Here is a 15,627-nt window from a genome sequence, read left to right on the forward strand (position 1 = left end):
GAGTAAAACTAATGAAATGGAATGAAGTAAAAATTGAAACTGCCAGTGAAGCTGTCGAAGCTGTCGCTAATATTTTAATGGAAGCTGGCGCCAGTGGAGTGGCTATTGAAGATTCACTAGATATAGAAAATTTTCAAAGTGATCAATATGGCGAGATTTTAGATAAAGAGACAATCACGTCTCTAAAAGAAGGTGCTTATGTAGCTGCCTATTTTCCAGAAACAATTTTTTTACCAGAAATAGTTCCGTTTATTCGTGAACAAATTGCGAAATTACCTGAATATGGTTTAGCAATTGGCAAAAATGAACTAACTGTCAGTGAAGTCGCAGAAGAAAATTGGGCAACTGCTTGGAAAAAATACTATCATCCTGTATCGATTTCACGTTATTTGACAATTGTTCCAAGTTGGGAAGAATACACACCGCAACATGCGGATGAAAAAATCATTACCTTAGATCCTGGTATGGCTTTTGGTACTGGCACACACCCAACGACTCGGCTAACTCTTCAAGCATTAGAAGTAACATTACGCGGAGAAGAAACTGTATTAGATGTTGGTACTGGTTCAGGGGTATTAAGTATCGCAAGTAAATATCTAGGTGCAAATGACGTCCATGCTTTTGATTTAGATGATGTTGCAGTGAGAGCAGCTCAAGAAAACATGGATTTAAATCCAATTGCTAGTGATGTGTCGGTTAGTGCCAATGATTTATTGAAGGGGATTGAAATCCAAGCAGATGTGATTGTGGCAAATATTTTAGCAGATATTATCGTTTTGATGGTGCCAGATGCATGGCGTTTATTGAAACCAGATGGTACGTTGATTGTTTCAGGAATTATCTATGAGAAAAAACAAATGGTTATTGATACGCTTGAAGCACAGGGCTTTGAAGTTGATCAAATCTTCCAACAAAAAGATTGGTATGCCCTTGTTTTGAAGAAGCCTGAGGACATATAAGATGCAACGATATTTTTTAGATGAGACTTATACACCAAAAGAGCAATATGAAGTTACTGGCGAACCCTACCATCATATGGTTCGGGTAATGCGTATGAATACTGGGCAACACGTGTATTTAGCTTTTCAAAATCAAGTGTCTATTATTGCGGAAATTATTGCTATTACTGAAGTGAGTGTTATATTAAACGAAATTGAAAAAGAACAACAAGAAAAAGAGCTTCCCATTTCGATTACCATTGCGAGTGGTTATCCAAAAGGGGATAAATTAGACTTAGTTGTTCAAAAAGGAACTGAACTAGGCGCTACCGGTTTTATTGGCTTTCCAGCAAAAACGTCAGTAGTAAAATGGGATGCCAAAAAATTAGTAAAAAAACAGCAACGTTTAGAAAAAATTGCTCAAGAAGCAGCTGAGCAATCGCATCGACAAATGACGCCAACCGTTGAATTACTAACGACAGAAAAAGAATTTTTAGAAAAAATAGCGACTTATGACGTAATCGTTGTAGCGTATGAAGAGTCTGCAAAACAAGGGGAGCATGCTCAACTTGCACGTATTTTACAACAAATCGAAAAAGGCTCGCGTTTATTAGCCGTATTCGGACCAGAAGGCGGATTGACTCCTCCAGAAATTGACGCACTAGTTGAGAGAAAGGGGCAGCTTTGTGGGTTAGGTCCACGTATTTTGCGAGCAGAGACAGCGCCCTTTTATTTATTAAGTGCCGCTAGTTATCAATTGGAATTAATATGAAATTTCCTTGCTAACTTTAGCTTCACAGGTTTGAAAAAAACACGGAAAATTTGTATAATATAACTGGTACTTAGGGATAGAAATTCCCAATCGGTCTCTTGTATACAAGTATAATCAAGAAGAGTCTGGGCGTTCGTCCAGACCTTTTTTCTCAAAGGAGGTTCCTAAAATGGCTAAAGAAACGATTATGTCAGGCCCAACAGTGGTAAAACTCGTCTCTTATTATATGAGTAAAGAACATGTTGCGTTTGTCCAAAAAGCGTTGGATTATGCGACTCAAGCACATGAAGGACAATTTCGTAAATCTGGCGAACCCTATATTATTCATCCCATTCAAGTTGCGGGGATTCTAGCAGAATTACATATGGATCCTCATACTGTAGCGACCGGATTTTTACATGATGTTGTCGAAGATACAGAAGTGACTTTGGATGACTTAAAAGTAGAATTTGGACCAGATGTAGCGATGCTTGTTGATGGCGTTACTAAATTAGGGAAAATTATGTACAAATCGCATGAAGAGCAATTGGCAGAAAACCATCGTAAAATGTTGTTGGCAATGGCCCAAGATTTGCGTGTGATTATGGTGAAACTAGCTGACCGTTTGCACAACATGCGGACTTTGAATCATTTACGCGAAGATAAGCAACGTCGTATTGCACAAGAAACGATGGAAATTTATGCGCCACTTGCTCATCGCTTAGGGATTAGTCGAATTAAATGGGAATTAGAAGACCGTTCATTACGTTATTTAAACCCAAATCAGTATTACCGAATTGTTCACCTGATGCAAACGAAACGTGAGGAACGGGAAGCATACGTAGAGGGAACTGTTGAAGAAATTCGTTTGGCAACGGAAGAACTCGATATTTATGCTGAAATCTATGGTCGTCCCAAACACATTTATTCCATTTATCGCAAAATGGTGGATAAGAAAAAACAGTTCGATGAAATTTATGATTTATTGGCTATCCGAGTGATTGTTGATTCTATTAAAGACTGTTATGCAGTTCTAGGTGCTATCCATACAAGATGGAAACCAATGCCTGGACGCTTTAAAGACTATATTGCTATGCCAAAAGCAAACATGTATCAATCGATTCATACAACTGTGATTGGTCCTCATGGTAATCCAATCGAAATTCAAATTCGGACCCATGAAATGCATGAAATTGCGGAATTTGGGGTTGCTGCTCACTGGGCATACAAAGAAGGTCATACAGAAGAAATTAAACCAGATGCAATGACGCAACAAGTTGGCTGGTTTAAAGAAATATTGGAACTTCAAGATGAAAGTTTTGATGCTTCTGAATTTATGGAAGGTGTCAAAGGGGATATCTTTAGTGATAAAGTATATGTTTTTACACCCAAAGGCGATGTCTCTGAACTGCCAAAAGGTTCTGGTCCACTCGATTTTGCTTATAATATTCATACTGATATTGGTAGCAAAACAGTGGGAGCCAAAGTGAATGGTAAAATGGTTCAATTGGATTATAAATTGAAAACGGGCGATATCGTAGAAATTATGACGTCGGCAAATTCTTCTGGTCCAAGCCGTGACTGGTTAAAACTAGTCGCAACAAGTAAAGCGAAAAATAAAATTAAACGTTTCTTTAAAACTCAAGACCGCGAAGGTAATATCGAAAAAGGCCATGAAGCAGTTGTAAAATCTTTACAAGAATTAGGTTTTGTTCCCAAAGAAATGCTTTCTAAGACTAAAATGCAAGAAGCCTTGCAGCGTTATAATTATAATACCGAAGATGACTTATTTGCGGCAGTGGGTTATGGCGAGGTTAGCCCAACAACCTTAGCCAACCGTCTAACTGAAGAAGAACGTCGGGAGCAACAAGTCGAAAAAGACAAACAACGCATGCAAGAAATGATGAACCAATCAGCGAAAAAAGAACCAGAAAAAATGAAAATTCGCCATGAAGGTGGCGTTGTTATTCAAGGCGTAGAAAATTTATTGATTCGAATGAGTCGTTGTTGTAATCCAGTTCCAGGTGATGACATTGTAGGCTATATTACCAAAGGACGAGGAATTTCTATTCATCGTGCCGATTGCCCGAATGTTACCAATGCACCTGAAAATGAAAATCGTTTGATTGAAGTCGAGTGGGAAGATACCACGAATAATCAAAAAGAATATGCGGCCGATTTGGAAATTCATGGATACGATCGTTCAGGTTTGTTAAATGATGTATTACAAGTGATTAGTTCGCAATCGAAAAAATTACTTGGAGTTACAGCTCGTTCAGACAAAGACAAACAAGCAACGATTCGTCTATCAGTCTCCATTCAAAATCTGTCACATCTACAAACGATTACAGATAAATTGAAACAAATTCCAGATGTGTATAGTGTCCATCGTGTGAAAGGATAGAAAAATGCGCGCAGTTGTTCAACGAGTTAGTGAAGCAAGTGTCAAAATTAATGGCGAAATTACCGGTGCTATCGAACAAGGGTATATGATTTTATTAGGAATTCATGCAGAGGATACGCAAGCCGATGTAGCGTATCTAATAGGTAAGATTGCTAAATTAAGAGTTTTTGAAGATGATGCTGGTAAAATGAATCGTAGTATTGAAGCTGTTTCGGGAAGTATTTTAAGTATTTCTCAATTCACTTTATACGCTGAAACTAAAAAGGGAAACCGTCCAAGTTTTATTAAAGCGGCTCGACCAGAAGTGGCAATTCCTTTGTATGAAGCATTCAATGAGGGGTTACGTCAGTTGCAAATTCCTGTAGTTACTGGTGAATTTGGGGCAGATATGAAAGTCTCTTTAGTCAATGACGGTCCGGTGACAATTATTTTTGATACACGTGAATAAAAAGAATGTGATTAGTGCCGTACGGGAGACTAATCACATTCTTTTTTTGAAAAATCAGTCGAAAATGAAATCTATTCTTACGTTCAGGCAAGAAATAGCTACGTTTAGGGGAAAAATGGTTCTGCGTGAGTGAAACAAGGTATAATCAAATTCATTAGAAAAAATTATTCATTGAGCTATGCCTTACAAAACTGTTAGTTCCCTCTTCAAGGAAATTTTTTAAGAAAAATATCCAATAAAATCGCGGAATTATTGTTTTTTTTTATTGTACGTTTGATTTTTCTGTTGAAAAAGACAACAAGTGTATGTGAAAAGCTTATAAAAATGATTGTAAGGCTTTTATATCTATGGAATAATGAATAAAAATGTGATAGGGAGGATCTGGAAAATGAAATTTTGGCAACGAGCATTGAAAAGTGTGACACGAAGAAAAGGACGATCATTTATTTTATTTTTAGTCATTTTTATTTTGGGAAATGTAATTGCAGGTGCAGTGGCGATTCAGCAATCTACACAGAATGTTGAAAAGGAAACAAAGAAACAAATGGGATCACAAGCAACGATTGAAATGAATTACGAACAATTTGATGAAGATCAGCAAAAAAATCCCGAAAAATTTGAAGGTGATGAATGGTTTACGCCACCATCAATGAAAGAATTAGAAGCAATTGGTAAATTACCATACGTTAAATATTATGATATGTCTATTCCTGCATTTATTGGTACCAATAAATTCAAGGCGTATTCACCAGAAGAAGGTGGTATCGGTTATGGAGGCGGCTATAAATATGGCTTCACCATCAAAGGCGTAAACCGCAAAGAAGTTGTCGATCTGGAAGAGGGAACTATCAAATTGGAAAGTGGGGAAGCCTTTACCGACAAAGCGATTAAAGACGGAGAAAATACGGTCTTAATCAGTCGTGAAGTAGCCGAAGCAAATAATCTTTCTGTAGGAGATCAAGTAGCACTTGATGTGACTGATCAAGCCTATTCCGAAGAGCCAATCGAAGAAGATAGTGAAGAAGCTGCAATGCCTGAAGTGATTACTTTCGATTTTCCAGTTAAAGTAGGCGGTATCTTCTCTGTAGTAAAAAAAGAAAACAAAGAAAAAAGTAAAGATGAAGGCATGGGCGAAGATGAATGGCGCGCAGTTGAACAAATTAATACTATCTATATGCCGAATGAATTAGTCAAAGCTCTAAATAAAGAACAATCACAAAAAATTTGGCAAATGAGTGAAGAAGACTTAGCTTTACAAGAATCACAAGAGTATTATCAAGTGACCTATGTATTGAAATCAATTGACGATGTCGAAGCTTTCCGGGAAGAAGCGAATGCGTTGATTAGTAACGAATATTATCAAGTCTTTGCTTCAACCGATCAATATGATCAAATTGCAGGTGGCATGAAAAAATTAGGGACTATTTCAAAATATGTGGTAATTATCGCAGCTCTAGCAACAATTTTAATTATTTCATTAGTTGTCTTGTTGTTCTTACGCGATCGTAAACATGAATTGGGGATTTATTTATCCTTAGGTGAAAGTAGGACTGAAATTATTGGGCAAATTGTTGTCGAATTATTATTAACAAGTCTGATCGCCTTAGTTCTTTCACTAGTGACTGGGAATCTATTAGGTGGTGCAGTATCAAATTCATTGCTACAAACTGATTGGTTAAGTAATTCTGGTGATATGATGGGCGGCTATATCGGTGGTTATTCATTGAATACACCAAGTGTCTCTTATGAAGATATTCAATCAGCATATAAAGTAACGTTCTCAGCTGGATATATTATTAGTTATTTATTATTAGGTTTAGGAACTGTGTTGCTTTCAGCAATTTTACCATTGCTTTATATTCTACGTTTGAATCCGAAGAAAATTATGATGTAAGGAGGATGCAATAATGACTTTATTGGAAACAAAAAATGTTGATTATTTTTATCAAGATGGCGATCAACGCCGTTATATTTTAAAAGAAACTTCCGTGTCTTTTGAAAAAGGAACTTTTTATGCTATTTTAGGTCAATCGGGATCCGGAAAAACGACCTTTCTGTCATTAATCAGCGCGTTAGATTCACCAAAATCTGGCGAAATTTTACTTAATGGTAAAGATATTAAGGCGTTGGGATATGATAAGTATCGTCGTGATGAAATTAGTATTATTTTTCAAAGCTATAACTTAATTCCTTATTTAACCGCAGTCGAAAATGTCTTGGTACCCATGTCGATTACGGATAACAAGTTACCAGACAATCATCGTGAAGTTGCATACAACTTATTGGATTACATCGGAATTACACGCGATAAAGCAGATCGTTTAGTCAATCAATTATCAGGAGGAGAGCAACAACGTGTAGCAATTGCTCGGGCCTTAGCTACTAATGTCGATATTATTTTGGCTGATGAACCAACAGGAAACTTAGACGAAGAAATGGAACAAGAAATTGTTGACATCTTCAAAGAATTGGCACATGCGCATAACAAATGCGTTATTATGGTTACGCACTCTAATGAAATTGCTCAGCAAGCAGATGAGATGTTGTATTTAAGAAAAGGTGTGTTGAAACCATATGAGTGATTTTCTTTCTAACTTTACGAAAAACAATTATGATGGGCAAAAAAAAGAGTCGGCTAAAAAAACATCTGAACTAGACGAACTAGAAGAAGTGGAAGAGCTAGAAGAGGTAGTGGAAGAACTAGAAGCAACGGTATCTTCTGAACCGCTTGAAGAAAAGGCTGTTTCGGAATCAATTAAAGAAGAATCACCAACTTCACCCAAAGAATCGACACGCAAAGCTAAAAATAAACCAGAAGAAAAGCCCATAAGTCGTTTTCAAACGGAAGAAACTGAGTTCGATCCGACCTATCAAAAACGTCAACGAAAAAAATATTTCTTATTTGGTTTAGTAACAATCTTGGTAGCAATCGCTTTGTTTTTTACGTATTATCAATTAACACATGTGAAAGTGCCTAATTTTGTTAATAAAGAAATTTCTGCAGTGCGTACTTGGGGCACAGAAGAGGGCGTTGTCATTAAAGTCGATCAAGAATACAACTTTGATACGGAAGTAAATAATGTGATTTCTCAAGCAGTTGCTCCCGACAAAAAAATTAAAAAAGGCAAAACTTTAACTATTAAAGGCAGTCTTGGCGCAGATCCAGAAGAAAAAATTGCTTTACCTGAATTTAAAACGATGGATAAGAAAGCAGCTTCTGATTGGATTGCGGAACATAAAGCTGAAAACATTACTTTGCTGGTATCATTCGACGATAAAGTTGCAAAAGATGAGTTTATCAAGCAAGAAGCGGCTAATAAAGAGTTGAAATTAGAAGATTATAAACGCAAAGATCGTTTAACTATCTATTATTCAAAAGGCAAAGAAGTTTTTGAAAAAAATATTGAAGTCCCTGATTTTAAAGGAAAAGCATTATCTGAAGTAACTGATTGGACGAAAAAAAATGAAGTCAAACTAAAAACGGTTAAAGACTTTTCGAACGATGTGGCAGTAGATACAGTGATTTCTCAAGAAACAGGAAAAGGAACTAAAATTGCTAAACAAGAAGAAATTATCGTGCATATTTCAAAAGGTAAAGCGATTGTCGTACCGGATTATTCTACGTATACAATGGAAGAAGCGAATGGTATCGAATCAAAAGTGCCAGTGATTATCAAAAATCTGTTTTCTTCGGATGTTCCTTATGGTCAATTCATTAGCCAATCGGTAGAACCAGGAAAAGAGTATACAGAAGGCGATACGATTCCTCCTGTAGAAGTGGTCTATTCTCAAGGTCGTCCATATATGAAAGATTTACGTGGAAATACTACTGAAGGAGATCTACCCAAACTATTCTTTGATGAATACCAATCAAAAGGTGCGTACATTTATTATACTGTCTATTATGTCGATTCTTCAGATCCTAAAGGAACCGTAGTAGAAATGAGTCAATATGGTCAATTTGTTCCGATTGAAGCAACTATTAGTATTGGTATAAGTTTAGGAAATTTGAAACCAAAAGTAGATGAAATTCCAGAAACACCAGAAACACCAACTTTAGAAACTGAGGAACCTTCATCTGATACGCAAATAACTGAATAAGAATAACCGAAGCAATTTTTTGCTTCGGTTTTTTTTGTGAACGTATGTTTGTTTTTTGTGGAGAGATATGCTATATTTTCGTTAGAATGCACTAAGAAAATAATCTAGAAAGCTGGGAACGTTCAATGAAAATACTTTATATAACGACCGCAACGATTAGTGATGAAGAGTATATTTTTGCAGCAACTGATTATGGTTTGGCTTATTTTGATTTGGTTACAGATAGCAATGAAAATTTAGCTAAGTTCTTTAAAGGGTATCAAATTGTAGCAGATAACCAAAAAGTAGCTAGTTATGTTCAACCAGTAAAAGATTATTTTGCTCAAAAGCGTACTACGTTTCCTTTTGCAATTGATTTAATTGGTACGGATTTCCAAAAACAAGTTTGGCAAGAGCTATTGAAAGTACCATATGGAACAACAACAACCTACAGTGATTTGGCAGCAAAAATTGGGCGACCAACCGCTGTGCGTGCTGTAGCTAATGCAGTTGGGCGAAATCCATTACTAATTATAGTTCCCTGTCATCGAGTTTTAGGTAAAGATGGAACATTGACAGGTTTTCGTAGTGGCATACCATTAAAACGCCGTTTGTTAGCTATTGAAGGGTGCGCCTATTCTTAACGAGCGATTTGCTCGTTTTTTTGTGTACAATCACAAATTCCGATATAATAGAATTGTCAGAATCTTTTATTTATTTGTAGAGGAGTGAGAACATGGGATCTATTCAACAATTTAAACAAACAGAAATTGTGCCAGAAAATCCGTTGTTTTCTAGTACGAAAACATTAATTGAAACGATATTTTATGGAAATAATGTCAAAATCATACCCGATTTAGAAAGCGCTTACTGTGCAGCCGCAAATGCAGCGGGAACCATCGTTACTGATTTACCTGTTAAACATGCAGAAAAATTAGGCTTACCTACTGATGCAAAAATGCTTGTCGGCAATGATGGTAAGATTGTCGGGCGGACATCGGCGGCACGGGTGATTATTGGGCAACCAGGCGTCAATCAAAAATATTATGATGCATTGTTACGTGAAGCTGCGTATCAAGCGACGAAACAAACGTTTTATCAAGGGAATGTGCTTGTTGGGTTGCATGAACAGTTTATGATCCGTAGCCATGTTTTAGTCCCAGAAGGATTTGAATTAAATTTATATTCATATTTGTTGAATTTTCAGATTGAGACGGCTCAGTGGAGCACACAATATGAACATTCTAAGTTATTAAATGAAAATGATATTTATTTGTTTGCTAACCCTGATTGGACACATCCAGATTTTCCTCATGGCTTGGCTCTATTCGATCCTATTCATAATGTCGCAGCAATTCTAGGATTACGCTATTTTGGTGAGTTAAAAAAAGGCACGTTAACCTTGGCATGGGCAACTGCTCATCGAAATAATTTTGTAGCGTGTCATGGTGGATTAAAACAATATCAACTAGCAGATAGGCAATTTACAATGGCAACTTTTGGCCTTTCTGGTTCTGGAAAATCAACGATTACCTTAACCAAACATGATGGCCGTTATCAGGTGGACGTGTTGCATGATGACGCTTTTGTCATTCATAAAGATACTGAAACAACCATTGCTTTGGAGCCTGCCTATTTTGATAAAGTTCAAGATTATCCATTAACTGATAGTCGAGTAGAATACTTTTTGACAATGCAAAATGTCGGCGTGACATTAGATGAAAAAGGTCGTAAAGTTCCAGTCTTAGAAGATATTCGTAACGGCAACGGACGAACAGTTAAATCACGATTTGTTACGAACAATCGTGTAGATGTGATTACTGAAAAAATTGATGCCATTTTTTGGATTATGAAAGATGATAGTCTGCCACCAGTTGTTAAAATTGATGAGCCTGTTTTGGCCGCAGTATTCGGTTTAACGTTAGCAACCAAACGGAGTACAGCAGAAAATTTGGTAGGGGAAGTTGACTTGGAGGCATTAGTGATTGAACCGTACGCAAATCCTTTCCGTAGTTATCCTTTAGGTGAGGATTATCAAAATTTTCGTGAGTTATTTCAAAAGCAAGCAACGGATTGTTATATCTTAAATACAGGTGCTTTTAATGGCAAAAATATTCCCGCAAAAGTTACGTTAGCAAGCATTGAAACGATTATTGAACAAGCAGACGAGTTTGTCCCATTTGATTCAATTGACGGATTAAGTTATTTGCCTCTAGATGATTTTATCGTTGACTTTACTCAGGTTTCTTATTTGGAAAAAGTCCAGGCAAGAATGCAAAATCGGCTTGATTTCATATTAGAGCAAAATGACTTCAATCGTTTGCCAGAAGAAGCTGCCCAAGCAATGGAAAAAGTAATTGATTCACTAAAGAAGCTGAGATAAGTATGCGCAGGAAAGGTATCAATGAGCCATTTCCTGCGTATGTTTTTTACGTAAAGTGGATGGTGAAATACCATATTGCTTCTTAAAGGATTTACTAAAATGATAGGCATCTTCATAGCCCACTGATCGTGCAATCTCTTTGATCGAATATTCTTTCGTTGTTAACAGCTGATAGGCTTGTTGTAAACGAATTAGAATTAAATAATTGATAGGAGAAACACCCGTCACTTCTTTAAAAATTTTAGATAAATAAGTTGGACTTATAAAATGAGTGGTCGCTAATTGTTCAATAGTAATTTCTTGAGCATAATTATTTTCAATATAAGTAATAATTAATTGGACGGCTTGTTTTAGACGATCATTTTTACTTAAAGTAGACGTTTCAGTTTGTCTATTTTGTTCTAAACAACGCAAAATCAGTCCGATTATTTCGTAAATTAATCCCTTACAAATTAAATTGATCGTGTGATGCCCGAATTCATTAATTAACTGCCAAGCTTTATCAAAGACTTTAATTTGGTTTTCCTGACTGGTTAAAAGAATCTCTTGGTTAGGAAATGTATTTTTAGAAACCCCTTCCAATTTGAAGCTGCCAATACCGATATGCAATTGATGTGAATGAGTATTAGGAAGTTGTCTTTCGGCATGCTCAACGCCTGGATTAAATAATAAAATATCGCCACCACGTACTTTTTGCCACTGTTGATTAAAAAAGTAGGAGGCTTCTCCTTCTAAGATAATAGAAATTTCGAAAAAATCGTGGTGATGTTTTTCGTTTGCGTTATTTTCAGGATTCCACACATCAAACGCATAATAAATTTGGGGATTAAACTCTTGAATATCCATTAACTCACCTCTTTTTCTTTTTATTATAGCGTAAAAACATATTTTGATTAGTGCAAAGCAGAAAATACCTATTTTAAATATGGCAAAAATCTCCATCTTTCTAACTAGAATATTCCATTCTAATTGAAATTTAGAACGGTATGATAAGGGATACAAAGGACAGTTTGGAGGGATGTCTATGAATAATTTTCAATGGATTTGGAATTATGCCAAAATTTATAAAGTTCGGATACTTATTGCTCTTATTTTTGTGGTAGTGAATTCCATTTTAATTATTGTAAATCCAGTTGTTTCAGGGATGCTGGTCGATCAAGTTATTGAGCAAGGCAAAGGACAATTGTTGTTGCCGCTATTGGGTGTAATGATTGGGATTACACTTTTTAGGACAGTTGTTCGCTATGCGTATCAAATGATTTTTGAACGTATAGGTCAAAATGTTTTATTTCAATTACGTAAAGATATGTATAAAAAACTACAGGAATTAGATTTTGACTTTTTTAATCATACACGTGTAGGAGATATTATGGCACGAATGACAGGGGATACGGATGCAATCCGTCACTTTGTTTCGTGGGTATCGTATAATATTATTGAATGTATTTTATGGTTTGCAGCAGCCATTATTATGATGGCAACCATTAATTTCCCCTTAATGGTTGCATTAGTGGTGATTACACCAATTATTTATTTCTTAACGATGAAAATGTCCAAAGAAGCACATCCAGTTTTCTTTGAAATTCGTGAAAGTTTTTCTCGTTTAAATTCGATGGTTGAAGAAAACATTGGGGGGAATCGTGTAGTTAAAGCATTTGCTCGAGAGCCCTATGAAATTGAGAAATTTCATGCTTACAATGATGATTACAAGCAAAGGAATATGGCCTCAGCTAAAGTCTCTGGAAAGTATTTACCTTGGCTGGATATGTTAGCGGGAAGCTTGAATTTAACGACCTTGATTTTGGGTGGTTGGTTAGTGATTCAAGGCGAGATGTCATTAGGAAATTTGATTACCTTTAATGGCTTTTTATGGATGCTCAATCAACCTATGCGCATGAGTGGCTGGTTGATTAATGATGTGCAGCGTTTTTCTGCATCCTGTATTAAAATTCGTCAAATGATGAATACTAAAGCAACAATTCCAGTTGAAGGTGAAGATGAGGTATCGATTCAAGGTTATGTGGAATTCGATCAGGTGTCGTTCCATTTTTCAGATGATCCAAAGAGCAATGTATTAGAAGACGTTTCATTTAAAATTGCACCAGGTCAAACCTTAGGAATTCTAGGAGAAACAGGTTCAGGTAAAACAACGTTAGTGAATTTAGTGGCGCGTTTTTATGATCCAACAAGTGGTCGCGTATTGCTTGATGGTAAAGATGCGAAAAGTTATCCAGTTCGACAATTACGAGAAAATATTTCGATGGTGATGCAAGATGTCTTTTTATTTTCAGATACGATCGAAGATAATATTGCGTTTGGGAATCCTTATGCGGATGAAGCCTATATTCAGCGTGTGGCTGAAATTGCTGATGCGCACCATTTTATCAGTCGAATGCCTGAAGGTTATGAAACAATTGTTGGTGAACGAGGTGTCGGTTTATCAGGGGGACAAAAACAACGGATTTCTTTAGCGCGCGCATTGGCTAAAGATCCGGCAATTCTAATCTTAGATGATACGACGTCTGCTGTTGATATGGAAACGGAATCTAAAATCCAAAAAGAGTTGACCACATTAACGGATGCTAAAACCACCTTTATTATTGCACATCGTATTTCGTCTGTTCGTGAAGCTGATTTGATTTTGATGATGGAAAAAGGACGAGTAATCGAAGCCGGAACGCATCAAGAATTAGTAGCTAAAAAAGGCTTTTATTATGATGTTTATCAGAAACAACTCGGATTAGTTGATGGGGAGGTGGAGTAAATGGCACGAAATAAATTTGATGTAGATGAGGAATTAACTCGAGAATTTAATTGGTCGCATTACAAGCGATTAGGTGGGTATATTAAACCCTATCAAACAGCAATTTTTAAAGTTCTATTTGTCATTATTTTAGCAAATACGGCAGGAATGTTAGGACCCTATTTTACAAAGATTGCGATTGATGATGTCATTCCCCAAAAAAACCTGCAATTGTTGTTGGGCCTAGGTGTTGTCTTTTTAATTTCCTTATTTGTGATTGCCTGGTGTATGAAGTACCGAATTTTGGCGATAACCGAAATTGGTCAAGATATTTTAAAAGACATGCGGTCATCCATTTTTGAACATTTGCAACGTTTACCTTTTTCCTATTTTGATAATCGTCCACATGGCAAAATTTTGATTCGTGTTGTTAACTACATCAACACATTGAGTGACTTGTTAAGTAACGGGCTTATTAATTTAATTTCAGATATTTTTAGTGTTATTATCACACTAATCTTTATGTTCTTTATCGATGTCAAATTAACCTTGTATAGTCTCGTTTTATTACCTGTCTTGTTTGTTTTGGTAATGGTGATTACTAGTCTACAACGCAAAGCCTATCAAGTACTAAGTAATAAGCAGTCCAATCTGAATGCGTACATTCATGAAAGTATTGCGGGCATTAAGATTACCCAATCCTTTGCACGAGAGAAAAAGAATTATGAGGTGTTTAATGAGGTCAGCGAAGAGTTTCGTACATCATGGATGCACGCAGTAAAAATTCAGTTTTTATTGTGGCCAGGTGTACAAAACATCTCTGTCTTAACGACCTGTTTGATTTACTTTTTAGGCATTCGTCAGATGGGTGTAGAAGTTTCAACGGGGACGTTGATTGCTTTTATTGGTTATATTAATAACTTTTGGAATCCAGTGATTAGTATTGGAAACTTTTACAATTCTTTAGTAACAGCGACAGCTTATTTAGAGCGGATTTTTGAAACAATGGATGAAGTTCCAGATATTCAAGATGCACCTGATGCCAAAGTATTGCCATCAATTAAGGGGCAGGTTGATTTTGAAGAAGTAACTTTCCGCTATGAGGAAGGAAAAAATATTTTAAATCATGTGTCGTTTCATATCACTCCGGGACAATCGATTGCTTTGGTGGGGCCAACTGGTGCAGGAAAAACAACGATTATTAATTTGTTGAGTCGTTTTTATGATGTTAATGAAGGAAGTGTCAAAGTAGACGGTTACGATGTTAGAGAAGTGACTTTACACTCATTGAGAACGCAAATGGGTGTCATGTTGCAAGATACGTTTGTTTTTAGCGGGACAATTTTAGAAAATATTCGCTATGGTCGACTTGATGCAACAGAAGAAGAGATTATTGCAGCAGCAAAAATCGTTCGAGCCCATGATTTTATTTCAGAATTGAAAAATGGCTATCAAACAGTCGTTGAAGAAAGAGGAAGTACACTTTCTGCGGGTCAGCGTCAATTAATTTCTTTTGCCCGAGCATTACTAGCTGATCCGAAAATCTTGATTTTAGATGAAGCCACTTCAAGTATTGATACGAAAACGGAAGAGCTTTTGCAAAAAGGCTTGCAAGAATTATTAAAAGGCCGAACTTCATTTATTATTGCTCACCGTCTATCAACAATTAAAAATAGTTCTCAAATTTTCTATGTGGACCAAGGTCAAATTGTTGAAGCTGGAACCCATAATGAATTGATGACGTTAAAAGGCAAGTATCACCATCTCTATCAATCTCAATATGATTTAATTCATACAAATTAGAAAAAGCACCTGTTAAACTTTTTAGTAAAAAATACCTAAAAAGTACGACAGGTGCGATTTTTTTGTTATAATGAAAG

General features: G+C 36.2%; 12 protein-coding genes. 11 read left to right on the forward strand and 1 reads right to left on the reverse strand.

What is annotated here, in order from left to right; translation table 11 throughout:
* Positions 1-11 precede the first annotated feature (11 nt).
* The 9 genes from prmA (at position 12) to AC4BC5_RS08735 (ending at position 11,004) form a co-directional block, all read left to right on the forward strand.
* On the forward strand, positions 12-959 hold the full coding sequence (gene prmA, locus AC4BC5_RS08695) for a 50S ribosomal protein L11 methyltransferase (protein ID WP_490495048.1): 948 nt from the start codon (positions 12-14) through the stop codon (positions 957-959).
* Position 960: 1 nt separating this feature from the next.
* Positions 961-1,710: a 16S rRNA (uracil(1498)-N(3))-methyltransferase gene (locus AC4BC5_RS08700; RefSeq protein ID WP_490495049.1), complete on the forward strand. Its 750-nt coding sequence runs from the start codon at positions 961-963 to the stop codon at positions 1,708-1,710.
* Positions 1,711-1,879: 169 nt separating this feature from the next.
* Positions 1,880-4,093, forward strand: coding sequence for a RelA/SpoT family protein (locus AC4BC5_RS08705; RefSeq protein WP_490495050.1), 2,214 nt, complete (start codon positions 1,880-1,882; stop codon positions 4,091-4,093).
* A 4-nt stretch (positions 4,094-4,097) separates the two neighbouring features.
* Complete coding sequence (dtd, locus tag AC4BC5_RS08710; RefSeq protein WP_490495051.1) at positions 4,098-4,541, forward strand: D-aminoacyl-tRNA deacylase; 444 nt, start codon at positions 4,098-4,100, stop codon at positions 4,539-4,541.
* Between the two features lie 388 nt (positions 4,542-4,929).
* Complete coding sequence (locus AC4BC5_RS08715) at positions 4,930-6,435, forward strand: ABC transporter permease (protein ID WP_490495052.1); 1,506 nt, start codon at positions 4,930-4,932, stop codon at positions 6,433-6,435.
* A 13-nt stretch (positions 6,436-6,448) separates the two neighbouring features.
* Complete coding sequence (locus AC4BC5_RS08720; RefSeq protein WP_207871615.1) at positions 6,449-7,123, forward strand: ABC transporter ATP-binding protein; 675 nt, start codon at positions 6,449-6,451, stop codon at positions 7,121-7,123.
* The gene (locus tag AC4BC5_RS08725; RefSeq protein WP_490495053.1) at positions 7,116-8,642 is read left to right on the forward strand and encodes a PASTA domain-containing protein; all 1,527 of its coding nucleotides are present in this window, start codon (positions 7,116-7,118) and stop codon (positions 8,640-8,642) included. The genes AC4BC5_RS08720 and AC4BC5_RS08725 overlap by 8 nt, the downstream gene beginning before the upstream one ends.
* A 125-nt stretch (positions 8,643-8,767) precedes the next feature.
* A complete protein-coding gene (locus tag AC4BC5_RS08730) occupies positions 8,768-9,265 on the forward strand; it encodes a methylated-DNA--[protein]-cysteine S-methyltransferase (protein WP_490495054.1) in 498 nt (165 codons plus the stop codon).
* Positions 9,266-9,357: 92 nt separating this feature from the next.
* Positions 9,358-11,004, forward strand: a complete 1,647-nt coding sequence (locus tag AC4BC5_RS08735; RefSeq protein ID WP_490495055.1) for a phosphoenolpyruvate carboxykinase (ATP) — start codon at positions 9,358-9,360, stop codon at positions 11,002-11,004.
* Between the two features lie 18 nt (positions 11,005-11,022).
* Here AC4BC5_RS08735 and AC4BC5_RS08740 read toward each other — a convergent pair whose 3' ends face one another.
* Entirely contained in the window at positions 11,023-11,850 is an 828-nt protein-coding gene (locus tag AC4BC5_RS08740) for an AraC family transcriptional regulator (RefSeq protein WP_490495056.1), read from the reverse strand.
* A 178-nt stretch (positions 11,851-12,028) separates the two neighbouring features.
* Here AC4BC5_RS08740 and AC4BC5_RS08745 point away from each other — a divergent pair, with 178 nt between their 5' ends.
* Positions 12,029-13,768: an ABC transporter ATP-binding protein gene (locus tag AC4BC5_RS08745; protein WP_490495057.1), complete on the forward strand. Its 1,740-nt coding sequence runs from the start codon at positions 12,029-12,031 to the stop codon at positions 13,766-13,768.
* Complete coding sequence (locus tag AC4BC5_RS08750; protein ID WP_490495058.1) at positions 13,769-15,550, forward strand: ABC transporter ATP-binding protein; 1,782 nt, start codon at positions 13,769-13,771, stop codon at positions 15,548-15,550. It abuts the gene before it with no gap.
* Positions 15,551-15,627 lie beyond the last annotated feature (77 nt).

This window comes from Enterococcus sp. AMC2644 (genome assembly GCF_058216475.1).